Here is a 25,327-nt window from a genome sequence, read left to right on the forward strand (position 1 = left end):
GGCCATACAATTTCCCATTCATAAAGGAGGTGTCTATGTCAAAACAGGTATTGGTCCCCCTGGCACAGGGGATAGAAGAGATGGAGGCCATCACCATTATTGACGTGCTCCGCAGGGCCGGGGCTGAGGTCACGGCGGCATCCGTGGATCAGGAGGATATCCTGGCGGCCCGGGGGACCCGGATTATCGCAGACTGTCTGATTTCGGACTGCATGGATAAAGAATTTGATCTCATTGCCCTGCCCGGGGGGATTCCAGGGGCGGAAAACCTGAAGGCCTCCCCGGAGCTGGCACAACTGCTAAAGGCCCAGGCCGCGTCAAAGCGGTATTACGGCGCCATCTGCGCCTCTCCGGCCGTGGTCCTGCACCACCACGGCCTGGTACGGCCCGGGGCCGTGACCTGCCATCCGGGCTTTACCCATATGATAGATTCGGGAAACACCCAGGACGCCGATGTGGTAATGGACGGTAACTGCATCACCTCCAGGGGCGCCGGCACGGTGCTGGCCTTTGCCCTCCGACTGGTGGAGATTCTCTATTCCCGGGAAAAGGTGGAGGAGGTCAGGGGCGGCCTGGCCGTATAAATTGGGGGACCGGTTGGAATCCGGTATTGGAACCCCTTATTAAAACCAAGTACTGAAACCCGGTATTGAAACCGGACAAAATTTGATATATAGACAGCTATTTGCAATCCATTTACCAGAAAAACGATAGGAAAGGATCCGCACCGGATCTCTCAAAAGGCGAATGAATATTGAGAACGTGAAGATAGGGGTAATCGGGGCCGGCTCATGGGGCACGGCCCTGGCCAAACTGCTGGCTGACAAGGGATACGGGCTGGATCTCTGGGTGTTTGAGCCCGAGGTGAAGGCGGATATTGAAAACTTAAGGGAAAACCGGGTATTTCTTCCGGGGTTTACCCTGCCTGACCGCATTATACCCACCAATGACCTGAAACAGGCGGTGGCGGATAAGGACCTGGTCCTTGTGGTGGTGCCCTCCCATTGCATGCGGGCCGTAGCCACGCAGATGAAGGCGTTTATGGGGAAGGATACCGTGGTGGTAACGGCTTCCAAGGGGATTGAAAACAAAACCCACGAAACCATGACGGACATCCTTTCCAATGTGATTGACCACCTGCCCAAAAAGAATTTTGCCGTACTCTCGGGCCCGAGTTTTGCCAAGGAAGTGGCAGCACAGATTCCCACGGTGGTGGCGGCCGCCGCCATTGAACGGGAGGTGGCCGAGTTTGTCCAGGCCGTATTCTCCTGCCCCACTTTCAGAGTCTATGTAAATGACGATCCTGTGGGGACCCAGATCGGCGGGGCCATGAAAAATGTTCTGGCCATTGCCGCCGGCATCTGTGACGGGATGAACATGGGGCTGAACCCCAGGGCGGCCCTGATCACCCGGGGACTGACCGAGATGAACCGCCTGGGCACCCGGCTGGGGGCGGATCCCCTGACCCTGTCGGGCCTGGCCGGGGTGGGGGATCTGCTGCTGACCTGCACCGGAGAACTGAGCCGGAATTACACCGTGGGCAAGCAGATCGGCCAGGGAAAGGCCCTGGACGATATTATATCTGAAATGCGCATGGTGGCTGAAGGGGTGAAGACCACCCGGTCAGTGTACAATCTGTCCCGGAAACTGGGGGTGGATCTGCCCATCTGCAACGAGGTGTATTCGGTACTCTTTGACGGCCGGCCCGTGGAGGAAACCGTGGCACGGCTCATGAACCGTTCCCTAAAACACGAACTGGACGGGGTGCTCTAATACGACTGTCGTGGCCTTGAATCCATGGGGAGCCAAGGCCACGGCAATACAAAGAGGCGGTCCTACCACACTTCCGGATAGGCCACATCCACGAAATTTTCTTCCATCTTGAACTTATGGCCCCGTTCCATGGCGGCCAGATCCTGGAAGACCAGCTTCAGTTCAGGGTCCTCACAGTTTTCGGCCAGGGCCGTGTATTTTTTCATGGCGATTTCTTCATTTTTCATGGCCAGGCCGATGGCGTTCTTAAGATCCATGTCCGGAGTCACCTGGGGCAGTTCAATGGTCTCAGCCACCTTGAAATCCTTGTTGCAGTTGAAATGGGCAGTGGTCACCTGTTCCTGGTTCAGGATGCGGGTGAGGATCTTTTCGTGTTTTGCCTCTTCTCCTGCAAATTCCTCAAAGGTCTGTTTTAAGACATCATCTTTTATGCCTGCCGCTATTTTTTCATAAAACTGCCTGGCATCAATTTCGCTCTGAATAGCATCTGAAATCACCTGTTTGTATTGTTCCAAATCCATTTGTATGCTCCTTGTTTTCTGGTGTCTTTTTGTCGCGATTCTCTGGGATTGCTGTATCATACCCCATCCACGGAGACACTGCAAATCGAACCTGGGATAATTGAAATTGCAGTCCGCCGGCCGGCTGTTTGACCATATATTTTCATCCCTTGCGAATATTTTGGCAGCCATGCCGGTGGCGGTTTTTGTAAATTCTTTTTAAAATCAATGGGCTGTAATCTGCTGAAAGCCCTGGTGCAGGGTTTGCATATTTAGGGCGGTATGAAACCTTTTTATTTTTTTATGGGTCTCTTTGGCCTTGTTTTCGTTGCTGCGTTTCCGGCCCCCGGCCACAGTGCCGGCGAGTCGGACCGGCAGACCTGGAAGCTTGCCTCCCTTGCCCCCAAGCATGTGGGGTGGGCAAAACATATCCGCGAGATCATCCACCCCGCCGTTTCCCGGGCCACCGGCGGTAATCTCACGCCCCGGTGGTATTGGGGCGGGATCATGGGGGAGGACCGGGACTATATCGACAAGATGAAGATCGGGCAGCTGGACGGCGCGGCCTTTACCGGACAGGGCGTGGTCATGGTCCTGCCGGAAATGTCTGTCCTGGAGCTTCCCTTTATGTTCAACAGCTACGATGAAGTGGACTATGTCAGAAAACGGATGTTCCCGACCTTTGACGCCCTTGCCCGAAAGCGGGGATACATCATTACGGCATGGGCGGACCAGGATTTTGACCAGATCTATTCCAGCAAATATCCCATGGCCCGGGTGGAAGATTTTAAAAAGGCAAAATTTTTGACCTGGTACGGGCCGGTGGAGCATAAGGTGCTGGCCAGGCTGGATGTGCGGCCCATCCCCATGGGCGTGCTTGAAATCTCTCCGGCCCTCCGGCAGAACATGGCCGATACCATTATTGCCCCAGCGGTATGGATTCTGGGCAGCCAGCTGTACACGACCATTAAATATGTGAATCCGGTGAAAATAAGGTATTCCCCGGTGGCGCTGTTTATCAATATTGAGGCCTGGAACAGACTGCCGCAAACATATCAGGACAAGCTGCTGGCCATCCGTGACAACGAGCTTAAGGAATTTACGCAAAAATCGAGGATGGACAGCAAAAGGGCCCTTGATGCCATGGTGACGAAGGCGGGGGTCAAAAAAATCAGTATGGAAAAAGAGGAACTGGATAAATTCAGACGCCTTGTCAAACCGGTGTGGTATGAGATGGCCGGTAAGGATTTCCCCCGTTCCCTGCTTGACGAGCTTTTGGCCCACCTGGACGATTACAGGTCAACACGTGCCGACTGATACGCTTTTATCATTGACCCGGGGCGTTGGTGCCGCCAACCAGGGGCTGGTTGCCATGGAAAAAAAACTCTTATCGCTCCTGCTTTTAACCATCCTGGTTCTTTCATTCGGGCAGATTTTGTTGCGGTATTGTTTCTCCATGGGATTTGTATGGATTGACCAGGTGCTTAGGGTGTGTGTGCTGTGGATCGCATTTGCAGGCGCCTCCCTGGCAACGGAGTACAACGGCCATATTAAAATTGATGTGATTCATCATCTCGCCGGTGCAAAACACAAAATTGCACCTGCAATTGCGGGCCGTCTTTTTTTTGCAGGGGTGTGCCTGGTCCTGTTGGCCGCCTCGGTTGAATACATGATCATGACCGTGGAAGAGGGCAGGGGGACGGCGATCCCGGGGGTGTCGGACTGGTGCCTCAAGGTCATCATCCCCTATTGCTTTTTCATGATGGCGGTGCGTGCCCTCCTTCAGATCCTTTCACTGATATCCCCATCACAGGCCGGTCAAGGAAAAACAAGTCAGAAATGAGCCCATTGCCTGCAGCCGCGCTGATCCTTCTTTTTATGGCCGCACTGGCCTGCGGCACCCCTGTCTTTGCCGTGATCGGGGGCGGTGCCGCCCTGTTGTTTGCCCTGGTATCCGATGTGAGCACGGCCAATGTGATTATTGAGATGAACCGCCTGGCCAATGCCCCGGGAATCGTTGCGGTCCCCTTATTCATATTTACAGGATTTTTATTATCCGAAAGCAATGCCTCACACCGCCTGATCCGGCTGTCCAATGCCATGTTCGGATGGATTCCCGGGGGGGCTGCGGTTGTGGCTGTCTTGGTCTGCACGGTGTTTACGGCCCTTACCGGCGGCAGCGGCATCACCATTGTTGCCGTTGGCGGGGTTTTAATGCCCTCCCTGGTCCGCCAGGGGTACGGCAGAAAATTTTCAACGGGCATCATCACCGCCTCGGGCAGTTCTGGGGTGCTTTTTGTGCCCAGCCTTGCCGTGATCATTTACGGCATGGTCACGGGCACCGATATCGGCAATCTGTTTCTGGCCGGGGTGCTGCCCGGGGCCTTGATTATTTCTTTTCTCTCTGGGTTCGGCATGGTTTACGGGATCTGCCGCAGGGTGCCGGTCCAGCCATTTTGCCTGGGGGAACTCAAGGCGAGTATCCGGGAGATAAAATGGATGGTGCCCCTGCCGTTTCTGATCCTTATCGGCATCTACGGCGGCCTGATTTCAGTGGCCGAAGCCGCCTGCGTTTCAGCAGTATACGCCCTGGTCACCGAGTGCACCATTTACAGGGAAATTAAAGGGTCCCAGCTTGGGGAAGTCGCCGTGAAAAGTATGGTAATGGTGGGGGCGATCCTGATCATCCTGGGTACGGCCCTGGCCCTGACCAATTTTATGGTGGACCGGCAGATTCCCCAGAAAATAATGGCCGGGATCATTTCCCGGATTCCCGATAAAGTTGTCTTCCTTCTGATGCTGAATCTGTTTTTGCTCATTGTGGGCTGCCTGATGGATATCTTTTCGGCCATTGTGGTGGTGGCCCCCCTCATTGCACCGGCAGCGGAGGTATTTGACATTGATCCGGTGCATCTGGGCATCATATTTCTTGCCAACCTTGAGGTGGGATACCTCACCCCGCCGGTGGGCATCAACCTGTTCATCGCCAACCTCAGGTTCAATATCCCAGTGGTCCAATTGTATAAAACCGTGATTCCCTTTCTGCTGCTGCTTGTGGCGGCATTGTTGCTGATTTCGTATTTGCCCGATATCAGCCTGTTTTTACTAGAGATAACCGGCCGGCGGGAACTCCTGCTGGAGATTTGATACCCCAGGGAGAAATAGCTATGCGGAAAATTTCAGCATCCATCCTCATCACCTTTCTTTTTATTGCCGGCGGCTGCATGAAACTGGGGGTGGATTATATCGGGGCGCCCACCATGTCTGAAATTATCAACCAGATGGGCCGGGTCAAAAGCTATAAACTGGCCCTGGAGGGGCTGCCCGGCGGTATTCTGCTGGCCTCGGGAATGGCCGGACTCTCCCCTGACAACCCGGTTCTGCTGGCCGACTGCGCCTATATGTATTTTGCCTACGGCCTTTTTGTGGAGGATACAGATCCGGACCATGCAAAGGAATTATTTCTTGCCGGAAAAGCCTACGGCATGCAGGCATTGGCCCAGGACTCCATGTTCAGGCAGGGCCGGAAAGAGGGGGTGCCCGTGCATGAACTTGTTAAAAAAATGGGGCCGGACCAGGCACCGGCACTCTGCTGGGCCGGGCTGAATACGGGGATGTGGGTGATGTTGAACCTTGATGACCCATTGGCACTTCTGGAAATGGCCGATGCCACCGCCATGGTCCGTCAGGCCGACCGCCTGGACGGCACCTATTTCCACGGGGTGGCCAAAGCATTCCTGGGCTGCTACTACGCCATGGTGCCCCAGGCCCTGGATCCGGACTGCGGTCCGGAAAACGCCGCAAAAATGTTCCGGGCGGCCAGGGCCGTGGATGACGGGCATATGCTGCTCATCGACCTTTTCGAGGCCCGTTTCCTTGCTGCCGGCACCAATGATGCCCGGCGGTTTGACTTTCTGCTTAACCGCATCCTTGAGACCGACGCCTCGGCCCTGGAAACCGGTGTGTTGTTCAACGAACTGGCCAAGGCAAAGGCCCGGTATTATCTGGATCACCGGCATCTTTATTTATAGTACGATTTTAATTGAAGTTCAGGGGACGCCTGCCGGAACCAGGACATGGGTTTTCCAATATGTTTTCAGGGTCGGCACTATATTGTCATATCATTTATTGGGAATAATGATGGCGGTGTTATTTTGTGCCATTAAATCAGCAGGTTGGGCGGCGGTGGTTTCTGGTATGCCCATTGCATAGCCATAAAGTCAGGCTTTTTAAGGATAATCTCCTGGGCGACAGGTTAAAAAGCCGGCAGTCCACCCATGATACAACCCCAATTAAAAGGAAATCCCAGATGGCCATTGCACCCCTTGTTGAAAAAAAATCAGGATCAGTGATTTTTGGAGACCCGGCGATTTCGGGCAGCACCCCAGGTAGAAAGGACCGGTACAAATTTATCGGCCCGGCCTACGATTTTTTAAGCACCCTGTACAGCGGCCGTCAGATCCACAATACAAAAATAGCAATGAACAGTCATCTGAGGCCCGGGCAGCGGGTATTGTTCGCCGGCGCCGGCCACGGACGGGATGCCGTTGATGCAGCCATGCGCGGGGCAAAGGTTACCGTGGTGGACCTGTCCGCCACCATGCTCAGGCACCTTGAAAAGAATATCGGCAACAGGGAGTTTGACCATCCCATCCGCCTTGTTCACAGCAATATCCTGGATGTCAGCGAACCGGGGAAGTATGACCAGGTGGTGGCCAATTTCTTTCTGAACGTCTTTTCAGAAACCGCCATGCAGGAGGTGGTTACCCATATGGCAGAACTTGTGAAACCCGGGGGCGGTTTCGTGGTGGGCGATTTCTGCTATCCCTGCGGCAGCCCTTTCACCCGCAGCCTTCAAAACCTTTATTGGTATCTTGCGGTCCTGCTGTTTACTGTCTTTGCGAAAAATGCCTTCCACAGCATATACAACTATCCCAGCCATCTTGAAAAAATCGGTCTTTCCATTGACCGGACCCGTTATTTTAATATGTTCGGCCTGCCGCTGTTCTGGTCTGTCCGGGCCGTGAAACCGGAACAGGGGGGGGCCTAGTATGGGGGCATTCAATATTGATGCGGGACTAGAACTCAGGCGGACTCCCTCGGGGGTATGGGCATCGGATGAGGCAAAGGGCTTTACCTTTTCAGAACGCATTCACTACCTAAAGGCCTTTGGCGGTCATGCCATGTCCTTTTCCGCCCTTCAGCCCAAGATGCGCTATTTTGACCTTGAGGGGGCGGGGTATATTGCCTACCGGAAAAAATGGGGCACCGCGGTCTGCCTGGGCGACCCGGTCTGTGCAAGTGGGGAGCTGGACCGGCTGTTGGATGCATTTTTAAAAAAATATCCCAATCCGGTTTTTATCCAGGTGTCGCCGGCGGTGGCCGGGCAACTGAGAAAGAAAACCGGATTTTATGCCACCTGCTTTGGAAAGGAAACCGTGATCGACCTGTCAGACTGGACCCTGTCGGGCAAAAAAAAGCAGGTGATCCGGACGGCGGTGAACCGGGCCGCCAAACAGGGGATTGTGGTGACCGAGGGCCGGGAGGACGCATCCTGCAGGGCCCTTTCCCAGTCCTGGCTTGAAACCAGGCGGTGCAAAAGCCGTGAAATCATTTTTTTGATCCGGCCCATGGAGATGGCATATACCGAAGGGATGAGACGGTTTTTTGCCTACCGGGGCGACGAGCTGATCGGGTTTATTTTCTTTGATCCGGTGTATGAAAACAACCGGGTCATATCCTATGTTCCCAATGTGAGCAGGGCATCTGAAACCTTTCCCCAGGGGGTGTTTTATCTTTTGATGGTCAAGGCCATGCAGCAGTTTAAAAAAGAAGGGATCCCTTTTATCCACCTGGGGCTTTCCCCCCTGGCCCTGTATGATGCGCCCATGGAAGGCGAATCCACCGCCCTGCGGCGGATGCTTAAATTCACCCTCCGCCGCCTCAATTTTCTCTATAATTTCAAGGGGATTGATTTTACCAAATCCCGATTCAGGGGGACAGAGGAGCCGACCTTTGCGGTGCACAACAGCCGGGTCCCCATCAAGGGCTTTGTGACCATGTTCCATCTGTGCAACCTGATATAGGCTGAATCCAGGAATATTCCTGGTGCAAGCCAAGGCAAATTAAAAAAAGGAAGATAAGGCCGAGGAACCGACCATGAACAGATTTTTTGCAATGGCCGCCGTTTTTTTTCCCCTGGCTGCCCTGGCCCTTACGCCCATGCAGGAGAAGGATATGCAGGATACGTCCGGCCAGGCCGGCGTTTCAATTGTCCTGGATGTTTACGCGGCCCTGCATCTTGAGACCGATGCCTGGGGCGGCCCCGAAGCGGGGAAAACCGGGAGGGCTGCGGGGTGGATCGGGGCCGGCGACCTTGCGGCAGCCCCTGCTAGGGAAGAAGAGGCCGTCAACCCTGAAACGGATGCCGACAGTTACCGGATGCTGATCACCTATGGCGGCAGCCAGGGGGGGCACCTTCCCCGGGACCTTGTTCCGGGAGTGACCCTTGCCCTGGAAGCCCTTCTCGGTGATATTCACACCAGGCCCCAGGCATGGGGGGACCCGGACGATGGGGGCAGCAGCCATTCTGACACCCCAGGGGGGCGTGGCGGCCATTTAACCGGGGCCCTGAACCTGGACGGTCTAAATGTGGACGGACTGGATCTTCTGGCAAAACTGGGCCTCAACGGGATTGCCCGCCTGAACCAGACGGGGATTTACATCGACCAGATGACATCATCGGTAAGTACACTGTACCTGACGGGCCGTGATGTGTTCGGCGGCCTGGCCGCCATCCTGGCCGCCAGTCTCGGCAGCCTGTCCGATACCGGGTTTGTCTTCACCCTGGAGGGATTTGAAAATGCCCCGGTGGCCGCCTACAGCACCATGGAAACCATCTTCTCTGACATGGATCCTGGCGGCAATATCCGGCCGGGAATGCTCAAGGCCACCTCCACCATCGGCACAGGTGCCCCCCAGACCCGCCAGCCGGTGCTGGGTGAAATCTACATGGGCGGCACCTCCGCAGTGGTGGACGGCAAAGTCAGCGTTACCGAAACCAGACCCTGATGGATTCCAACATATTTTCACTTGTTGCCACCATATTGCCAACACAGACCGGATAGGAAACTTAGCAAACTATAATTTTCTTTTGAGTTCAAGGTGTTAAAAAAAAAATAAAAGCGACGGTATGCCATTTGCAAAATACCAATTGAAACACAAAAAACAGCTGAGTTTTACTTTCCATTATTTTAACCAGGGAGGCGTTTTTCAATGGACCGGATTGTCAGTTTTATAAAAACCATCCCCCCCTTGAGTCTCAGGTGGGTGTTCACGGTATTCATCGGTTTGTATTTAATGGTGGCCCTGTCGTCGCCGGCCCTGGCCGAAATGAAGATTATGGCGGACAGCGAACTTTCCGAGGTCACGGCAGCCGGCTTTTCCAAGTTCACCCTGACCCGGGGGGCCCTTGACGAGGCCCGCCTTGACCTGAACCTCAATGTTTCCACCTATACCACAATGGATGCCATGCAGATGGGGAACTGGGACAACGGCAGCGGCCAGGGCTGGGACCAGAACTGGCAGAATGTCTCCCTGGGCGACCTGGGCTCGGACCTGGTGCTCAAAGACTTTGTGCTGGAGGCAAAATTCACAGATATTGACAATCCCTCCGGACGAACCCTGCAGAGCATCACCATGGGGTTCAACAATGTCACCGGCACCATCTCAACCACCATCGGGACCTTCACCGGCACCATCAAAGGGACGGCGCACCAGCGGGAGAATTTAGGTCCCATGGTCATTTCCCTGGCCAACGAGCCCTTTTTGGTCACCCTGGAAGTGGACAACGGGGTCTCCTTTAAAATCGGGTGGTAAACTGTATTTTTACACAGTTTTCAACATACATATTAAAGACATGAAAGGAGGTGATGGACCAGCGTTGTAAAAAGGTAGTGCGTTACCCTTCATAGAAAAAGCCAATGCCGGGGCAAACAACCCTGCGGCAGCGGAAAACCACGAGTCCCGGACCTATATCAGGATAAGGGATAGTCGGGTTGCCTATGATTCTTTTTTTAAACCTGATTTTCAAAAAAAGGAATTAACTATGAAGAAATTGATCGCAATCGTATCAGCTCTTTTCTTGTTCCCCTTCACCGCCCTCGCCCTGACCCCCATGCAGGACGACCAGATGAACGACGTCACCGGCCAGGCCGGTGTTTCCATCGCCATTGATACCCACGTGGCTCTGCATGTGGACACCATCGCCTGGGGCGACTCAGACGGTACTGACGGAGCAGGCGCAGAAGACGGCGGCTGGGTCGGTGTCAGCGACATGAACGGGTCATTTTTTGTTGGTCTGAGAAGTGACCACTCCGGTAACAAAGAAGTGAAATTTTTAGCGTTAGCCACCGGAGCCGCCTCTTCTTCTGATACTGCTGTATTGACTGCCGCGGGAGCCTTCGCTACTGCCAAGGCTAATCTTGAGTCTGATCCTTCAAACACCACATATCAAACGGAATACGCTGATGCTGTCGCAGGTCTGGTCGGTGCGGCTGCTACTTCCAGTGATTCTGATGACGTAGCCGCCTATAATGCCTATAATGACTTTGCTGTGGGGATTGATAAGACTGCTCTGGAAGTGCTGACCATTGACGTTGCCAGCAGCTCTGAATATGACACCTATAGTACTGGTGAAGATGTTGCCTACGTCCGTATCGGACTGGGAACCTTTGAGGTCAGCGGTAACATGGACATGACCTTTGAACTGGGCAGCGAAAAAACTCTGGGTCAGGAACTTGGCACCCTGGATATCCAGGGAATGGTCGTCCGTGGCGCAGCCGGCAATTTTGTGAATATCACCACAGAAGGCCGTAAGTCCGGTGTAACACTGGATATGGGGGTTCACCTCGATCAGATCAATATCGCATCCCTGGCGTGGGGTGATTCAGACGGCATGGATACTGTTTATGATGTTGATACCGACGTAACAGGCGGTTATGTTGGTTTGGCCGATCTGGACATCGATAATCTGAAGATTGATGGTAAAGTAGCCATTGATGTGGCAACCATTCTTGACACTACAGGTGTGGCCACAGATTTGGCTTTGTCTACCGATTACAAACAGCATGTTCTGCACAAACTGGCCGGCCTCATGGCAGCCAATCCTGGCGACCTGTCCGCTACCCAGGTGATCCTGTCCTTGGGTGATGCCGACGGTACTGCCGCTTTGACATGGGATGCAACCAACGAAGTATGGCTGGGTGATGACACTGCCATCAATATTTCCATGGGTTCCCTTGAAGCCACTGCCGCCATCGGTTCTGACGTGAATATGGCAAACAACGCTGTCCTGGGTAACATCTACGTGGCCGGTGCCCAAGTCGCTGTAGACGGTCTGGTCAGCATTTCTGCCCATTAAGCCTTTGCTCAATGGTGAGTGCCATGTAAATTATGGCAGCCCACCTTAAAAAGAGCGGCGTGCCGGAAAAGCTTTTCCGGCACGCCCCTTTTATTCTTCTAACAGGCGTTTTTACCCCTACCCGCTTTGCAAGGAGATGTTTTTTGGTGCGAATACTCCTGATTTTGATCGTAATGTTGGTGGCTGTAGTCCCATCAGGTTCGGTCCGGGCCGAGATGGAACTGCTCGGAGAGGATACCCTTGCAGATATCTCGGGGCAGGCCGGCATCACCGTTGTCATGGACACCCGGTTCGCCGTCTATTTTGACACCATTGCCATTTCCGATACCGACTCTGATCCTGTTAACTGGATGGCCTTCAACGGCTTTTCAGTGGATGATGGGGCCGCTGGCGGGGTAAAGATATCCAACATTGACAGCATTCCCTTTATTATGGATGCGGGCACCACGGCCGATGGCCGGACCATCCTGTCTATGAACCTGAGTCCCTTTGCCAATCCTATCTCCTACCATGTCGAGGATTTTGTTTTCTGCAGTCAATCTCTGGGGGCCCTGGACCTGAACGGCGTTACCCTCTCTCCGGATTCCTCCCTGCGGTTTTCCCACCATTTGGACGGGTCCTCGGGGGTGGAGTTCGACGCCGGCATCTCCCTGGACATATCTTCCTTTGATTACACCTATGATACGGCCGGCAGCATGCTGTCCCTCAGCGGCATCCACGTCGGCCAGACCGCCACCGGCGCTGCCGAAGATCCATCAACCTGGGCCATGGACGGCCAGTTCAGCCTGGGGAACCTCGACACTTCGCCGGCAAGCATTGATGTGGGCACCGATATCAACGGCACCACCCACCTTGTATTTTCCCTCCCCTTTTCCGGCTCCATCCGCATGGAGGACATCTCCCTGGGCGGCAATTCATTCGGCCCCGTGGTCCTGGACGGTATCACGGCCCACCGGCTGACCGTCACTTTTTCTCCATAGAGCAGTCCGTTACCTGGCAAACAGATATAAAGTTTGCGACGGATTATCTTACCGGTGTATTGTCTATAAAATTTATAAGAAATTGAGAGACCGGGCCGGATGCCCCGGAACGCGGCGAGTGATCTGTTTAAGAAATCGTAATACACCTCCACGAACAATCCGTTAAACTCGGCTGCGCCTCAAACAAAACGTATTTTTTCGTTCCGGCGCATAACGCTTTCTAAAAACAGATCATTTTGACGCCGTGTTACGGAACACATCCGGCCCTCAGTGCAGACTTTGGAACAGAGTAAATTCGGATTGTTTTTAATGGGGCCGAACCTGGCATTTGTCAGAGCATTTGGCAAATCTGGGTGTCCAGGCCTTGGGCGGGAAGGGGGCTCCGCGGCGTGAAGGGCTGACGGCGCCAGGACGGCACAGGCGGCAGACCGCTCGCTTCGCAGCAGGTCAGGACGACCTGCGGAGATTTAGTGGCGTCCCCTTCCCGTTCAAGGCCGGGTGTAAGGCAACTTATTATAAGATTGTATATGTAATCCCTACCTTCTGCCTATGTCTTTGAAATTTTTAATTTTTTGCCTTTATGGAAAGTAAACCGGGCGAAATGCGGTTTCCCCGGTCAAAAGGGATTGAGCAGGGAGAAAAGGTGCCCCAGGTGCCCGAAAGTCTCTTCGGCCATGTGGTGGGCCAGGGACAGGGGCATGGATACGGAGACACCAAAGAGGTAGATGTCAAAATCCTGTTCATAGTCCAGGCCGGCGTAGGGGTTGTAAATGGGATAGGTGAATTCCGTGTTGTTCAGATGCTCACTCTGGCCCGGAGAGACTTTCAGGGTTTCGGATTTGGCCCAGGCCGCGCCCACATCGATGACCATCCCGTTAGTGAGGTTGATGCCGAATCCGGCACTGTAAACGTCCCAGTCCGGGAAGTTCCATATGGTGTCGATGTACTCCAGGGGCACCGAGGAGTTCCGCCGCTGGTACCCGAGCCGCAGGGTCAGCCAGTCCGTGGGAAAGATTTCCACTCCGATACTGTAATTGAGACTGTCCTTGAGGTTCCGTTTCAGCACAAAGTCCCGGTTCCCGTGGGTGTATCCCATGAGTTTTGCCAGCTGCAGGGCCTGGAGGTCCTGGTCGAAAACGATTCTGTCCTCTGTGCGGATGGACCACTGGGCCCAGTTGACGTCGGCCAGGATGCTGATGAATTTAAAGGGCTTGATCTTGATGCCGGTCTGGACCATCCTGGGGATGGTCATGTCCGTGGTAAATGTGCCGGTCTGGGCAGCCGTGCGCTGGGTGGGAAGGTCCAGGATGGCCGAGCCGACGATGAGAAGCGGGCTGGAGGCAAACCAGGAAACCATGTCCTGGAAATTTTCAGAGTAGGCCATGGTATAATTCCCGGTGATCTCCTGGCGGATGGGGCTGTGGTAGACCAGGCCGAATGAAAACCAGTTCCAGGGTTCCCAGAGCACCCCCAGGTTGTAGCTGGGGGCAAAGTTGTCCACCCCGCCGAAGTCCAGGGAGGCCGGGCTTTCATAGGGGTGAAGCCCACCGGCGAACCAGGGAGGGGGAAGGGTCAGGTCGGTCCAGGGCGGGATCTCCAGGCCTTCGGTGTTTTTTCCCAGGATATCGGTTATTGCCACCATGATATTGGGCAGCCGTACGTCGGTTGAGATACCCATGGCTCCGAACCCCAGGCCCACGGACAGCCCGAAGGAGAGGGTGGGGGTGGCCTGGTAACTCACCGACGGAGAGATCATCAAATGCTGCCAATAGTAGCTGTTAGTACCGTAGCGAAGGGGATTGTCCGCCCCGGCCCGGTCAAACCCGCCGATCAGAGGCGAGTACAGGCCGGTGGCAAAGGTGAATTTGGAATCCTTGCCCCGGTAGGAGATGCCCGCGTTAGTGGGCAGGGCCACGGTGGCCGGCAGGGTGACCGAGTCTCCGTATCCCGGGATGTACAGCACAAAGCCCGTGGCCTTACCGGCGGTGTTGGCCAGGGGATCCACGTATTCGCCGGGGAGAAAATCGGCAAATGGGCCGTCATAGCCAAACCGGGATTCGGCATGGATGCTCAGGCCGCCGAAGGAATTGATGACCTGGAAGTCCTCGGCCATGTTGGAGAGGCCGGCCGGGTTGTAATGCATGGACATGATTCCGGGCGGGTCAGCGGTCACGGCGTTGCCCAGGGCCAGTGACCGGGCGTCCATGAGCAGCTGCTCGTGCATGGAGGCCCGGGCGGGGGGCGGACACAAAAATAAAACCAGTCCGGGAGTAAAGATCAGGGCCAGGAAAAGCATCCTGGCACCCTTGATGGTAATGGACCCGCCCGGGGCTGTCATTATTCCTCTTTCTTTGACAGGTCGAAGTTAAAGGGGATCCGGCAGGAAAAGGCAAAATCCGAATCGTTGCTGGTCAGGCCCACCGTGAGTTTGACACTCACCGAAGTTTTCGGGGAGATCCGCCAGCCCGTTCCCAGGCTGAAGGTGGAATGGGTGGCCGTGCCCGATGAGCTGGTGCCGCCGTAGGCCCATTCATAGTCATTTTCAAATGTGTAGGTATAGGCGTAGCTGATGTTCATGGACACCGTGTAGGAGAGGGAAAAGGCAAACCCCACCGAGGCGGCGACACTGGAGCCCAGCTCCACTTCCCTGAGGATATCTGATCCCCGGTTCTGGTTCAGGTCCTTGATGGGCAGGTAGTAGGTGGTAAAGAGGCTGCCGAAGAGCACCACCGGGTCCTGGGTTTTGGAGAAGCTTGCCCCCAGAGTTGCTGCCCAGGCCCCGTTGCCCGTGGAGATATCGTTGTCCACGTTTATTTCATAGGGGCTGCGGCCCGAGGGCAGGGTGAGGTTGCCGAAAAACAGGGTGGTGGGAAAGGTGTCGCTGGACTTGAAGGGCTGGTAGGTGACTCCCAGGGAGAGGTCGCCCAGGTCGGTGACGCTGTCCTCGTCGCTCTGTCCCAGCCGGTCGTACTTGTAGACAATGGGCAGGCTCATGTTCACGGCCAGGTTATCCCTAAGGCCGTACTCGGCAAATATGGTGTTGGTCAGGGTGTGGTCCACCTGTTCCTCCACCGATACGGCCTGGCTGATAATGTCATAGGAATTATAGGCGTAGTTGAACCGGTATTCCACGCCCAGGGTGTGTTTCTTGAGGGTGGCGTACTCCCGGCCGGCGGCAAACAGGGCCTCGGTTTCGGCTTCTTCCTGTTCGGATTCCGTGGGGGTCAGTTTTTTGCGGACGTCGGCCTCTTCCTTGAGGCGCTTGATTTCGGCTTCCATGGATTCGATCCGCTGTTCAAGGGCATCAGCCTTGCTGTCCTGGGCCTGGGCCATGGGGAGAATCAGCATACTCAGGGCAGCCATGATCACGGCCATGCCGGCCATCCGGGGAAGATAGGAGTTCAGTTTGAGTAAATGCACGGCAATTGGATCCTTTCTCTTTAGATTTTAGTTTCTTTTATACACATCCATGGCGCCGGGGCCGTTGTGAATGCTCCGGTCGGGAAGGCGCGGGGTGTACATGGGATCGGAGGCCAGTTTTCTGACATCATCTTCATCCACGATCCGCAACTCATTCTCAGTCAGGCGCAGCGCCCCCCAGGAAGCCGGCACCCCGTCGGTAATCAAAAAGACGATATGGTCATACCAGGCCTCTTCAAACTCTTTTAGGGGAAAGCTGATGTTGCCCCGCCAGGGGTCCGCCAGAAAGACATGGCCCCCGGCCATCCCCTTGAACACCACAAAATGGCGGTAGCTGAAAATTTTGATGGGGATGATGCCCGGCTGTTCCAGCTCCTCCAGATCCTGGAGGCTGGCCTTGTATCCGTTGCCCTGGTAACCGAGCTTCACCACAAAGCGCTTCATGTCCAGCAGTGAAAATGCCCGGCGTTTGGCAATGAGCTGGGCATCCCCGTAGGTGAGCATGCCCTTGATGACCTGTTTTTCCGAAAAGGATTCTCCGAACTGGCCGTTGAGCAGGGTAGCCAGGGCAGCCGAGCCGCAGGAAAAGTCGTGGGACTGCTGGGTAATGCCCCGGTTGGCGAACTCCTTCTGGGGGGTGACCTGGGTGCGGATGGCGCTGGCCTGGTCCGTGCTGCTCAACAGGGTGATCTCTTTTTTCGGCGTTTCACTCATGGGGTAAAACTGGCTGAAAAGTGCGCCGATGACGATGAATGCTACCAGAATATGCATACCGGGCTCCCGTGGGCAAAAGGGTTAACTGTCATGGATGGTAACGTCCATGCGGTAGAATTCCAGGTGTCCGGGGGAGAGCACCAGGGTATGGAATTTTTTGGCGTCGTCAAACACGATCCCCGCCCCTTTCAGGGCACCGGCAAACCGTGCACGCCCTTCCTGGTGGTCAACGCTGAGCAGCCATAACCGGTCTTTTTTGGCCAGGTAGGCCACATGGGCGGAATCCGGGCTGAATACCGGCAGGGTCACACCGTCATATAGCGGGCCTTCCTTGCCGTCCACCACAACGGTCCACTGGTGGCCCTTTTTGGCCATGTAAAGCATACGCTTGCCGTCGGGGCTGAAAATGACCGGCCGGACAGCGTCGTAGGCCTGGCCCTTGTTTCCGTTGGCCACCACGCTGGCCTTGCCGTTATCAAGAACAACGGCGGCAGTCTGGCTGGCGTCCGGGTTGAAACTGGCCAGGCCGACACGCTCATAGGCAGCGCCCGGGCCTTCGGGGGAGACCAGATGCCAGGCCTTGCCTTTGCGGGCGCTGTAAAGGTAACGGCTGGCGTCCGGACTGAACTGGAGCACGGCGATTTCGTCGAAGGACGGCCCCACTTTATTATTGACCACCATGGTCCACTCCTTGCCGGTGATGCCCAGATAGGCAAGGGTGGCTGAATCCGGTGAAAAAATCGGCATGGCCACCCGGTCAAATGCCGGGCCCTTCTCCCCCTGGCTGACCATGGCCCATTTTTTACCGGTCTGGGCGGCATAGCACAGCTTTTTGGAATCCGGACTGAAGGAGAACATCCCCAGTTTGTCAAACCTGGAGCCGGGGGCGCCGTTGTCCACAATGAAGAATTTGCCCTGGTCCTGTGCCGTATAGGCCAGCCTGGAGGAATCCTGGGAAAATACAGGCGGATTTACCGCATCGTAACCGGGGCCGGCCTGGCCGTCTTTAACCATTTTAAATTTTTTATCCTCATAGACCACATAGGCCACATGCTTTGCGTCCGGGCTGAAACAGGGGCTGGTGAATTTACTGACAATGCCCGCCCATTCTTTGCCCGCCTTGTTGTCCACCACGACGTGCTGACGGTCGTTGGCCTGTGCGATGTAGAGAAACCGTGCCCCGTCCCGGCTGAACCGTGGGCTGGTTACCGCGTCGTATCCCGGGCCCATGGCGCCGTCCACAACCATGTGCCATTTCCCGTCTTTTTTCGCGGTATAGGCGGTGCGCCGGCCGTCGGGACTGAATACCGGGGTGCCTTTTCCAATGGAGTCGTAGGGGATTGGATCGCCCTGGCCGTCAATGACGGCAAACCCGCTGCTGTTTTTGGCCACCACTGCAAATTTGTCTGCCCCCCGTGCCACCTTCAGCGAGGGCAGAAAGATTTGCCAGTCCCCCTGCAGCCGCCATAGGGAGGTTGCCTTTTCCGTAAAGGGTGAGGTGTCAGACGGACTGGCCAGGGCTGTACCCAGCCATCCGGAAACCAGTAAAACAATACACAGCTTCACAAACGATGTTTTTTTCCCCGATTTTTTTTTACCCGGGCTGTCGGTTTTAACCTGCATCATTCTCCTTATCATAACGGATTTACGATTATTTAATCCCCAGCCGTTTCATCCTGGCTGTCAGGGTTGTCCGCCCTATATTCAGCAATTCGGCCGCCCCGCCCGGACCGCTGATTTTTCCCTTGGTCTTATCCAGTATATGCAGGATATATCTGCGGTTGATTTCGTTGAGGGTTGGGGTATCGGCAAAGGGGGTTCGCAAGTCCGTCTTGGCACTGTTGGCAGCGATGCTCAGTTGAAGCGGTTCCCCGGAAGCGGTCATGATCACCGCTTTTTCAATCACGTTTTTAAGCTGCCTGATATTGCCGGGCCATGAATAGGCCTGCAGCAGATTCTTGGCTGTTTCATCCAAGGAGAGGTTTTCCTTGCTGTATTTTCGTGAGTAGTGCTCAAGGTAATAATTCGCAATCACCGTGATATCTGCAGAGCGGTCCCGCAGAGGCGGTATGGTGAAGGAAAAGAGGTTCAGGCGGTAGTAGAGGTCCTCTCTGAACCGGCCCTCGCAGGCTTCCAGCATTAAATCCGAATTGGTGGCCGTAATCAGCCTGAAATCCGAATGAATGATCTGGGTGCCGCCCACCCGGTAAAATGTTTTTTCCTGGATGGCCCGGAGCAGTTTGACCTGCATGTGAAGGGGCATTTCCCCGACTTCGTCGATGAACAGCGTCCCTCCGTCCGCCACCTCAATGAGTCCTTTCTTCCGCCGTTCCGCCCCGGTGAACGATCCCTTTTCATGGCCGAACAATTCGCTTTCAAACAGGCCCTCCGGAATGGTGGTGGCATTGATGGTGACAAAGGGATTTTCCCTGCGCAGGCTGCTGCTGTGGATGCGGCGGGCTAAAAGCTCCTTGCCCACACCGGTTTCTCCGAGAATCAGGACCGATGTATCAGATCTGGCGGCCTGGTCTGCCTCATGGATCAGGTCCGTCATGACCTGGGACTGGTACAGGATTTTCGGGTGACCGGGAAGGGCCGGTGCCACTCTCCTGATTGCGCTGGGCCGGCGGCCCGTCCCCTTCTCCTGGAGATTGAGCCCGTATTCCACAAAAGAGCTTAAGTGGCGGATGATCAGGCCGGGCATGCTGTTATTCCTCCCGGCAAAAAAGTCCAGCCCGGCCTTTGAATGGAAACGGTCATGGTAAAGCACCGCCTTGATTTCACCCCTGATCTTTAAAGGCACCCCCACGGCAGACCAGTCTTTTGTTTCTTCGATGATAGACCGGATGGCGGGCTTGAGCACCTTTTTAACAAAATTTCTCTCTTTGAATGCAGAGAGCACCAGGTTGAAATTGGATTTAAACTGGGGGCTGAGCACCTCTTGTTCCGTGAGGTTGACACCTGATTTCATGACGGGGGTCCGGGTGAACCTGCCGCCCTCAAACCAGAACAGCGCCCCCCGTTCCGCACCAAAGAGGGTGTTGGATATCATCACGATGCGGGTAAAAATGTCTGAATTGTCAACAACGGGAAAGAGCGCTTCCATCAGCGCTACATATTTTTCCCGGTAACGGAGGTCTTGGGTAGAAAAGCCCCGGCCGTTTAACACGGCCTTTACGGCTGAATCCTGATGCTCTTTTGTTCTCTCTAATCGGATCATTGCCCCCTTTTCGATAAATAAGACCAATGTTTGCCCGCTTTTGAGCCGTTTTCCGGAGAATACTTTCAGGTTCAGGTTGTAATCACTGTTGAGAGTCAGGTCAGTTAGTCAGCGCAATCTATGTGTTATCCGGAAAGATAACGGCGTTACTATGGTCGATGGTCGACCGTCTACTGATTTTGGACTTAAAGGATATTTTTATAGATGTCAAGAAGTTTTTAAATTTGTAAATATTTGTATAGCGCAGGGGCAAGTTGCTGAATTTGCGTTAAAAACAGGTTATATATTTGTATTTGCTGGTAAAAAAGAGCTTGGATTTGGTGCTGGAAAGGTGTTTTTAGGAGGATACGGTGTTGGCCTCATAGGCCTGGTTGAAGACATCGGTGATGGCGGTTAAGAATCGGCTGAATGCTTCTGCCGCTTTTTGGGAGTCGTTTTTGGCCAGATGCTCATAGACCTGCCGGATGTGTCTGGATGTCTCATTAAGGTGGTCGGGGCAGAGGGAAATGGCAAAATACTGGATACGTTCCTGGGCCGACTGCATTTCCTGTGCGAACTCTTCGATGAGCAGGTTGTCCGCGATTTTCAGCAGAATCATGCCAATACCGGTAATGGCGTCAACGTATGCGTCAAAATCCTGGTTGGGCACACTGGCTTCAACCGTTTCAACGAGGGAAAGTAGGTAGGCCAACTCTTTGGGTGTGTGTTTTTTTGCCGCTTTTAGGAGGGAATACTGGTAAAACATGGTGACCATGTCATGGAAATTCCTCAGGTAGGAAAGTGTCAGTTCCCTCACGATATAACTGCCGCTTTTATGCTTGTCCACTAATTTTTGCCGTTCAAGAATGTGAAGCGCGTCCCTGACCGGGCTGCGGCTGACCCCCCACTCTTTGGCAATCTGTGTTTCGACGATAATGTCGTTGGATTTTAATTCGTTGTGAATGATTTTTTTGGCATAAATATCAACCAGTTTATCAGAAAGATTTTCTCGCTTAAGCATTGTACCAGCCTTTGATTCCAGGGCGCTGACCGCCTGATGAAATCTGTTTATTCGGGTGACATGACATTGAAACTCCGGGTCGACAGCACACCGGCTTTCAATTTTGTTCTTATTTCTCTCCTATCAAATGACCAATGTCAAGGGATTCCGGTTTAATCCCCCTAAAAGGGTGACCCGCCTGATATGAAAATCGCCCAGCCAGCGGGGGGGAAGAGCAAACCGGATATTGTTTTCGGATATAGTGATAAACCGGGGAATAATTTTTCATATGACGTTTTTCCTGGAAAATATTATTATTGCTGCTGCAAGGTGGATACTGGAAACACAATGGGGGTCAATCTGCCGGCAATTGCCGGGAAAAAATCACGTTTTGAGCCCCACGGGATAAAAGGGAAACTGCAGATGACGCATGTCGGAAAAACCCCACGGCAACACGCCCTGTCGCCCGACCATCCTCCGGGACTTCGCATCCGATTCTCCGAGGACCTTTTCTTTTTTATCCGCCATAAGCACCGGACCCCGTGGCGGACGCCTGATATCCGGCGGCGGGCATCGGTAAAGGATATCATAGAGTCCTTGGGCGTTCCCCATACAGAGGTGGGGGAGATCCGGTTCAACGGAGGGGCCGTGGATTTTAACTTTATTCCTGGCCCCCCAGGCACACTTGAGGTCACCGGTATTGATCCGCCCTTTGAGGTGTTCCGGCCTTCATTGCTCCGGCCACGGCCTTTAAAACGGTTCCGGTTCATCGCCGACCTCAATGTGATGAAGCTGGGCCGGTATATGATTTTGCTGGGGTTTGATGTCTGTCTTGCACGGGCCATGGCCGACGGACAGATCGCTGAACAGGCGGACGCCCAGGGCCGTATCGTCCTGACCCGGGACACCCGGCTGCTTTTCCGGAAAAAAAACAGGTTTGCCCGGCGCATACGGGAGAACCTGCCCATGGCCCAGCTGCTGGAAACCCTCCATTTTTTCGGCCTGTCTCCCGCCCCCCATCGTTTTTTTACCCGATGCGTCCGGTGCAACCGGCCCCTGGCACCGGTCGGAAAAGCAAAGGTCTACCACCTTCTGGAGCCCAAAACCCAAAAATACTTCCATGATTTCCTACGCTGCCCCGGTTGCGGGCAGGTTTTTTGGAAAGGATCCCACCACGACCGGATACTGGCCCGGTTCCGGGCCGCCGGTATTATAAATGGGGCTTGATGTTGATTTTCAAAAGCCTGTTGTTATAATACCTGCTTAAGGTTTGTATGAAATTATGAGGAAATATGAAGATTATCACCACCCATAAAGGATCTGATTTTGATGCCCTGGCAAGTCTCGTGGGCGCCACCCTGGTTTACCCCGATGCCAAGCCGGTGCTGCCGGCTTCCATTAACGCCAACTTAAAAGCCTTTTTATCCATTCACAAGGACCTGTTCAACCTCTACGATCCAAAGGAGATCGACATCGACCGGGTTGAGACCCTCATTGTGGTGGATACCCATAGCTGGGAGCGGCTGGATCAGCGCCTGGCCCCCCTTGCCAAAGCGCAGGATCTGGAAATTATTATCTGGGACCACCATGTCAAAGGGGATATGGAAGGGGCCGAAACCCATATCAGGGAAACCGGGGCCACCATCACCATGCTGGTCCAGGAGATGGAAAAACAGCGCAAACTGCTCACCCCCATCCAGGCCACCCTATTTCTCATGGGGCTCTACGAGGATACGGGCAACCTGTCTTTTCCCTCCACACTTGCGGAAGACGCCTATGCTGCGGGATTCCTGCTGGACCGCAAGGCAGACCTGAATATTTTATCCACCTTTTTAAAGCCCGCCTACGGCAAAAAACAGAAAGACATCCTTTTTGAAATGATCCAGCGGGCCGAACGCAGCGAGATCAACGGGTTCACCCTGAGCCTTTCGGAGATGGAAATCAGCGGCCGGGTCCAGAATCTGGCCATGGTGCTCCAGATGTACCGGGAGATCGTCAACGTGGATGTGGCCTTTGGCATTTTCAAGGATACGGAACGGGACAAGTGCATGATCATCGGCCGCAGCGGGGTGGATGAGGTGAATATCGGCTTTATGATGAGATCCATGGGCGGCGGGGGACACCCCGGTGCCGGATCGGCCCTGCTCAAGTCCGCCAATCCGGATACGGTGAAGGAGATGATCCTGGAACTGCTCAAGGGCAACCAATATACCTCGGTGATGCTTTCTGACATCATGTCCTATCCCGTGGTCACCGTCGTGGACACCACTCCGGTGGAAGAGGTGGCCATGCTGCTCAGGGACATCGGCTGCACCGGGATGCCCGTGGTGGATGCCGAGGACAATCTGGTGGGGGTGATTTCCAGGCGGGACTTTAAAAAGGTGCGCAAAAGCAAGCAGATGCTGGCTCCGGTAAAGTCCATCATGAGCCGGAATCTGATCACCATTTCCCATGACAAGAGCGCCATTGAAGCGGCACGGCTCATGATAAAGCACGATATCGGAAGGCTTCCGGTGATGGAGGGCGGAAAGATTATCGGCATCATTACCCGGTCCGATGCCATGCTCTACTTTTACGACCTTCTGCCGGATTAGGGCGGGGCTTTTTAATCAAATTCCCGGTTATTATCCCGGATATCCTCCGGGAATTTGATTGTCAGTATGAGTTCATGATTTTTTGATAAACACCATTTGTTTGTATTTTTATCATCCCCTCGTCAAATTTATCGGCAAAATATTGCCCTTTTGGATGCGCCCTTGAGAAGGCAAGATAAATCGGCGTCGATTCATTGATAAAAGCAAACCGTATTTTGGTATCCAAGGCCAGTTGTTTTATCAGGATGTCTGCCGTTTTTGAGTAAATGATGGTACCGTCGATTCTCCCAAGAGCCAGTTTTTTTAAATTGGAGATTTCAGAATTGCTCACCTCTTCAATGATGAGCCCCTCTCCCACGGAGTCGAGGTAATGGTTTCCATAACCGTAGCCGCGCACCACACCAATTTTTTCACCATGTGTGAGCTGGTCCCGGTTTCTTGCAATTAACGGGTTGTTTATATTTTCATAATATGCCGAGACGGCGTTAAAAAGCGGTTTTTTCCCCAGGATATACCTGCTGACACTTGTTTTATCAAGCGGGACATTGAATCCACCGATATACCGCCCGATTTCAAGATAAAGAAGAACTCTGGCATAGGGGATTACATCATACTTGACCCGGATTCCAATACTTTCGTAGGCCGCCCTGATAATTTCATTGGCCAGCCCCGTACCATCTTGTCTGGCATAGGGGATCCAGTCATCTTCGGCTGCAATCGTAATGGATTCCGCATAAATAGGGTGTGTCCCAGTACAGCAGACAATGAAAGCGATAAGAATAATTTGATTTAGATATTTCATAATTATCATATCTTTCGTGGCCGGATTAACTAAAATGACAGGATCGTTATCAAATCTACAAGAGAAAAGCGGGATGCACGGTGTTTAATTATAGTATCAATCGCTTGGTTGAATTGCAACAAAATTGCCGACGCAGCAGGGGATATACAATCAAAAGAAAGGCGGGGATTTTGGATGCCGAAAATTGGAATCGAAAAAGATTCAGGATGCCCCGAACCGGTTTCCCCTGGATGGAAATGCTTTCAATAACCGTGGGCACCCTGAGTTCTAAGTTCCGGCTGCCCCCCGTATATGAGGGGGGCAGCCATGTCTTTATTTGTAGGAGGCAACCACCTCTTTAAGGCTTTTGCCGCCCCCTACCATGAAAAAGGGATTGATTTCCAGCAGGCCTTCCCAGGCCGCCACCGCCCCCCTGGTATCATTGAGGTCGTTGATCAGGACAATGCCCTTGTTCATGCGGGCGGTCTCATGTTTGGGGTCCGCAGCAATGGCCCGGTTAAAGGCGTCCACCGCTTTTTGGGGCTGGCCGCTGCGCCGGTACATCACCCCCATGTCTGTGAGGGCGTTGGCGTTAAGGGGATCCAGCGCCAGCCCCCTGGCATAGGCGTCAATGGATGCCTGGTATTGGTCGGAATCAAAATAGGCGTTACCCAGTTCGATCCAGGCGGCAGGGGTGTCCGGTGCTTTTTTTACCGCCGCTTCCAGGGCGGTGATCCGGTTGTCCATCTGCGAGGGCACGGGCTGCCCGGCAGGGGAAGGACTGCTGCCCAGCTGAAATGAACTGAGGGCGGCGCCGCCGATGAAGCTGGCGACTGCGATGGTGATGATGATAAATACCATGGAATGGCGTGAAAATTGTTTTTTATTCATGGTGACTCCGTTTGTCGTGTATGGGTGATACAGGTATCCCCTGGCCGTTTAAAA

The 25,327-nt window shown here is 54.1% G+C and carries 24 protein-coding genes and 1 riboswitch; of the genes, 15 read left to right on the plus strand and 9 right to left on the minus strand.

What is annotated here, in order from left to right; translation table 11 throughout:
- Nucleotides 1-35: 35 nt before the first annotated feature.
- Together HUN04_25035 and HUN04_25040 are read left to right on the plus strand one after the other, a co-directional pair.
- Nucleotides 36-584: a DJ-1/PfpI family protein gene (locus tag HUN04_25035; protein WDP92808.1), complete on the plus strand. Its 549-nt coding sequence runs from the start codon at nt 36-38 to the stop codon at nt 582-584.
- A gap of 163 nt (nt 585-747) precedes the next feature.
- Nucleotides 748-1,773: an NAD(P)-dependent glycerol-3-phosphate dehydrogenase gene (locus HUN04_25040; protein ID WDP92809.1), complete on the plus strand. Its 1,026-nt coding sequence runs from the start codon at nt 748-750 to the stop codon at nt 1,771-1,773.
- Between the two features lie 62 nt (nt 1,774-1,835).
- Here HUN04_25040 and HUN04_25045 read toward each other — a convergent pair whose 3' ends face one another.
- Entirely contained in the window at nt 1,836-2,294 is a 459-nt protein-coding gene (locus HUN04_25045) for a ferritin family protein (GenBank protein WDP92810.1), read from the minus strand.
- A gap of 261 nt (nt 2,295-2,555) precedes the next feature.
- On the opposite strand from HUN04_25045, the gene dctP reads away from it, so the two are divergent.
- The 10 genes from dctP to HUN04_25095 all read left to right on the plus strand — a co-directional run bounded on the left by dctP (nt 2,556) and on the right by HUN04_25095 (nt 12,674).
- Complete coding sequence (gene dctP, locus HUN04_25050) at nt 2,556-3,590, plus strand: TRAP transporter substrate-binding protein DctP (protein ID WDP92811.1); 1,035 nt, start codon at nt 2,556-2,558, stop codon at nt 3,588-3,590.
- A complete protein-coding gene (locus tag HUN04_25055; GenBank protein WDP92812.1) occupies nt 3,580-4,116 on the plus strand; it encodes a TRAP transporter small permease in 537 nt (178 codons plus the stop codon). Before dctP ends, HUN04_25055 begins: the two co-directional genes overlap by 11 nt.
- Complete coding sequence (locus tag HUN04_25060; GenBank protein ID WDP92813.1) at nt 4,113-5,420, plus strand: TRAP transporter large permease subunit; 1,308 nt, start codon at nt 4,113-4,115, stop codon at nt 5,418-5,420. The genes HUN04_25055 and HUN04_25060 overlap by 4 nt, the downstream gene beginning before the upstream one ends.
- Nucleotides 5,421-5,440: 20 nt before the next feature.
- Nucleotides 5,441-6,304: a hypothetical protein gene (locus HUN04_25065; GenBank protein WDP92814.1), complete on the plus strand. Its 864-nt coding sequence runs from the start codon at nt 5,441-5,443 to the stop codon at nt 6,302-6,304.
- Nucleotides 6,305-6,582: 278 nt separating this feature from the next.
- Nucleotides 6,583-7,323: a class I SAM-dependent methyltransferase gene (locus HUN04_25070; protein WDP92815.1), complete on the plus strand. Its 741-nt coding sequence runs from the start codon at nt 6,583-6,585 to the stop codon at nt 7,321-7,323.
- A 1-nt stretch (nt 7,324) separates the two neighbouring features.
- Nucleotides 7,325-8,359 (plus strand): DUF2156 domain-containing protein, encoded by a 1,035-nt coding sequence (locus HUN04_25075; GenBank protein WDP92816.1) that lies wholly within the window; start codon nt 7,325-7,327, stop codon nt 8,357-8,359.
- A gap of 73 nt (nt 8,360-8,432) precedes the next feature.
- Entirely contained in the window at nt 8,433-9,344 is a 912-nt protein-coding gene (locus HUN04_25080) for a hypothetical protein (GenBank protein ID WDP92817.1), read from the plus strand.
- Between the two features lie 204 nt (nt 9,345-9,548).
- Entirely contained in the window at nt 9,549-10,151 is a 603-nt protein-coding gene (locus tag HUN04_25085; protein ID WDP92818.1) for a hypothetical protein, read from the plus strand.
- Between the two features lie 90 nt (nt 10,152-10,241).
- A riboswitch (cyclic di-GMP riboswitch) is annotated at nt 10,242-10,338 on the plus strand.
- A gap of 42 nt (nt 10,339-10,380) precedes the next feature.
- The gene (locus HUN04_25090; GenBank protein WDP92819.1) at nt 10,381-11,694 is read left to right on the plus strand and encodes a hypothetical protein; all 1,314 of its coding nucleotides are present in this window, start codon (nt 10,381-10,383) and stop codon (nt 11,692-11,694) included.
- Nucleotides 11,695-11,837: 143 nt separating this feature from the next.
- The gene (locus HUN04_25095; GenBank protein WDP92820.1) at nt 11,838-12,674 is read left to right on the plus strand and encodes a hypothetical protein; all 837 of its coding nucleotides are present in this window, start codon (nt 11,838-11,840) and stop codon (nt 12,672-12,674) included.
- Nucleotides 12,675-13,290: 616 nt separating this feature from the next.
- Here the strand turns inward: HUN04_25095 and HUN04_25100 are convergent.
- The 5 genes from HUN04_25100 to HUN04_25120 are packed head-to-tail and all read right to left on the minus strand — an operon-like array spanning nt 13,291 to nt 20,028.
- Nucleotides 13,291-15,012, minus strand: a complete 1,722-nt coding sequence (locus HUN04_25100) for an outer membrane protein transport protein (protein WDP92821.1) — start codon at nt 15,010-15,012, stop codon at nt 13,291-13,293.
- Nucleotides 15,012-16,094, minus strand: a complete 1,083-nt coding sequence (locus HUN04_25105; protein WDP92822.1) for a hypothetical protein — start codon at nt 16,092-16,094, stop codon at nt 15,012-15,014. Before HUN04_25105 ends, HUN04_25100 begins: the two co-directional genes overlap by 1 nt.
- A 27-nt stretch (nt 16,095-16,121) precedes the next feature.
- Nucleotides 16,122-16,865 (minus strand): C39 family peptidase, encoded by a 744-nt coding sequence (locus HUN04_25110; protein ID WDP92823.1) that lies wholly within the window; start codon nt 16,863-16,865, stop codon nt 16,122-16,124.
- Between the two features lie 24 nt (nt 16,866-16,889).
- On the minus strand, nt 16,890-18,434 hold the full coding sequence (locus tag HUN04_25115; GenBank protein WDP92824.1) for a PD40 domain-containing protein: 1,545 nt from the start codon (nt 18,432-18,434) through the stop codon (nt 16,890-16,892).
- Between the two features lie 25 nt (nt 18,435-18,459).
- Nucleotides 18,460-20,028, minus strand: coding sequence for a sigma 54-interacting transcriptional regulator (locus HUN04_25120; protein ID WDP92825.1), 1,569 nt, complete (start codon nt 20,026-20,028; stop codon nt 18,460-18,462).
- 151 nt (nt 20,029-20,179) lie between these two features.
- Between HUN04_25120 and HUN04_25125 the strand changes: the two genes are divergently transcribed.
- Entirely contained in the window at nt 20,180-20,425 is a 246-nt protein-coding gene (locus tag HUN04_25125) for a hypothetical protein (protein WDP92826.1), read from the plus strand.
- Here the strand turns inward: HUN04_25125 and HUN04_25130 are convergent.
- Nucleotides 20,366-21,028 (minus strand): GntR family transcriptional regulator, encoded by a 663-nt coding sequence (locus HUN04_25130; protein WDP92827.1) that lies wholly within the window; start codon nt 21,026-21,028, stop codon nt 20,366-20,368. The two genes, HUN04_25125 and HUN04_25130, sit on opposite strands and share 60 nt — an antisense overlap.
- 402 nt (nt 21,029-21,430) lie before the next feature.
- Between HUN04_25130 and HUN04_25135 the strand changes: the two genes are divergently transcribed.
- Both HUN04_25135 and HUN04_25140 read left to right on the plus strand, forming a co-directional pair.
- Nucleotides 21,431-22,234 carry a hypothetical protein gene (locus HUN04_25135; GenBank protein ID WDP92828.1) on the plus strand — a complete coding sequence of 268 codons (804 nt, stop codon included), beginning with the start codon at nt 21,431-21,433 and terminating at the stop codon, nt 22,232-22,234.
- Nucleotides 22,235-22,299: 65 nt separating this feature from the next.
- Nucleotides 22,300-23,601 carry a CBS domain-containing protein gene (locus HUN04_25140; protein WDP92829.1) on the plus strand — a complete coding sequence of 434 codons (1,302 nt, stop codon included), beginning with the start codon at nt 22,300-22,302 and terminating at the stop codon, nt 23,599-23,601.
- A 61-nt stretch (nt 23,602-23,662) separates the two neighbouring features.
- Here HUN04_25140 and HUN04_25145 read toward each other — a convergent pair whose 3' ends face one another.
- Complete coding sequence (locus HUN04_25145) at nt 23,663-24,403, minus strand: transporter substrate-binding domain-containing protein (GenBank protein WDP92830.1); 741 nt, start codon at nt 24,401-24,403, stop codon at nt 23,663-23,665.
- 312 nt (nt 24,404-24,715) lie between these two features.
- Entirely contained in the window at nt 24,716-25,273 is a 558-nt protein-coding gene (locus HUN04_25150; GenBank protein ID WDP92831.1) for a tetratricopeptide repeat protein, read from the minus strand.
- Between the last annotated feature and the right edge of the window lie 54 nt (nt 25,274-25,327).

The organism is Desulfobacter sp. (assembly GCA_028768525.1).
In the GTDB taxonomy this organism is placed as follows: domain Bacteria; phylum Desulfobacterota; class Desulfobacteria; order Desulfobacterales; family Desulfobacteraceae; genus Desulfobacter.

Bases quoted from the DNA above. Each gene is read 5' to 3' on its own strand.
- HUN04_25140 (WDP92829.1), top strand. From the start codon at position 22,300: ATGAAGATTATCACCACCCATAAAGGATCTGATTTTGATGCCCTGGCA.
- HUN04_25115 (WDP92824.1), bottom strand. From the start codon at position 18,434: ATGATGCAGGTTAAAACCGACAGCCCGGGTAAAAAAAAATCGGGGAAA.
- HUN04_25150 (WDP92831.1), bottom strand. From the start codon at position 25,273: ATGAATAAAAAACAATTTTCACGCCATTCCATGGTATTTATCATCATC.
- HUN04_25085 (WDP92818.1), top strand. From the start codon at position 9,549: ATGGACCGGATTGTCAGTTTTATAAAAACCATCCCCCCCTTGAGTCTC.
- HUN04_25130 (WDP92827.1), bottom strand. From the start codon at position 21,028: ATGCTTAAGCGAGAAAATCTTTCTGATAAACTGGTTGATATTTATGCC.
- HUN04_25045 (WDP92810.1), bottom strand. From the start codon at position 2,294: ATGGATTTGGAACAATACAAACAGGTGATTTCAGATGCTATTCAGAGC.
- HUN04_25075 (WDP92816.1), top strand. From the start codon at position 7,325: ATGGGGGCATTCAATATTGATGCGGGACTAGAACTCAGGCGGACTCCC.
- HUN04_25040 (WDP92809.1), top strand. From the start codon at position 748: ATGAATATTGAGAACGTGAAGATAGGGGTAATCGGGGCCGGCTCATGG.
- HUN04_25060 (WDP92813.1), top strand. From the start codon at position 4,113: ATGAGCCCATTGCCTGCAGCCGCGCTGATCCTTCTTTTTATGGCCGCA.
- HUN04_25110 (WDP92823.1), bottom strand. From the start codon at position 16,865: ATGCATATTCTGGTAGCATTCATCGTCATCGGCGCACTTTTCAGCCAG.
- HUN04_25125 (WDP92826.1), top strand. From the start codon at position 20,180: ATGGTCGATGGTCGACCGTCTACTGATTTTGGACTTAAAGGATATTTT.
- HUN04_25065 (WDP92814.1), top strand. From the start codon at position 5,441: ATGCGGAAAATTTCAGCATCCATCCTCATCACCTTTCTTTTTATTGCC.
- HUN04_25080 (WDP92817.1), top strand. From the start codon at position 8,433: ATGAACAGATTTTTTGCAATGGCCGCCGTTTTTTTTCCCCTGGCTGCC.
- dctP (WDP92811.1), top strand. From the start codon at position 2,556: ATGAAACCTTTTTATTTTTTTATGGGTCTCTTTGGCCTTGTTTTCGTT.
- HUN04_25070 (WDP92815.1), top strand. From the start codon at position 6,583: ATGGCCATTGCACCCCTTGTTGAAAAAAAATCAGGATCAGTGATTTTT.
- HUN04_25120 (WDP92825.1), bottom strand. From the start codon at position 20,028: ATGATCCGATTAGAGAGAACAAAAGAGCATCAGGATTCAGCCGTAAAG.
- HUN04_25135 (WDP92828.1), top strand. From the start codon at position 21,431: ATGACGCATGTCGGAAAAACCCCACGGCAACACGCCCTGTCGCCCGAC.
- HUN04_25035 (WDP92808.1), top strand. From the start codon at position 36: ATGTCAAAACAGGTATTGGTCCCCCTGGCACAGGGGATAGAAGAGATG.
- HUN04_25145 (WDP92830.1), bottom strand. From the start codon at position 24,403: ATGAAATATCTAAATCAAATTATTCTTATCGCTTTCATTGTCTGCTGT.
- HUN04_25090 (WDP92819.1), top strand. From the start codon at position 10,381: ATGAAGAAATTGATCGCAATCGTATCAGCTCTTTTCTTGTTCCCCTTC.
- HUN04_25100 (WDP92821.1), bottom strand. From the start codon at position 15,012: ATGACAGCCCCGGGCGGGTCCATTACCATCAAGGGTGCCAGGATGCTT.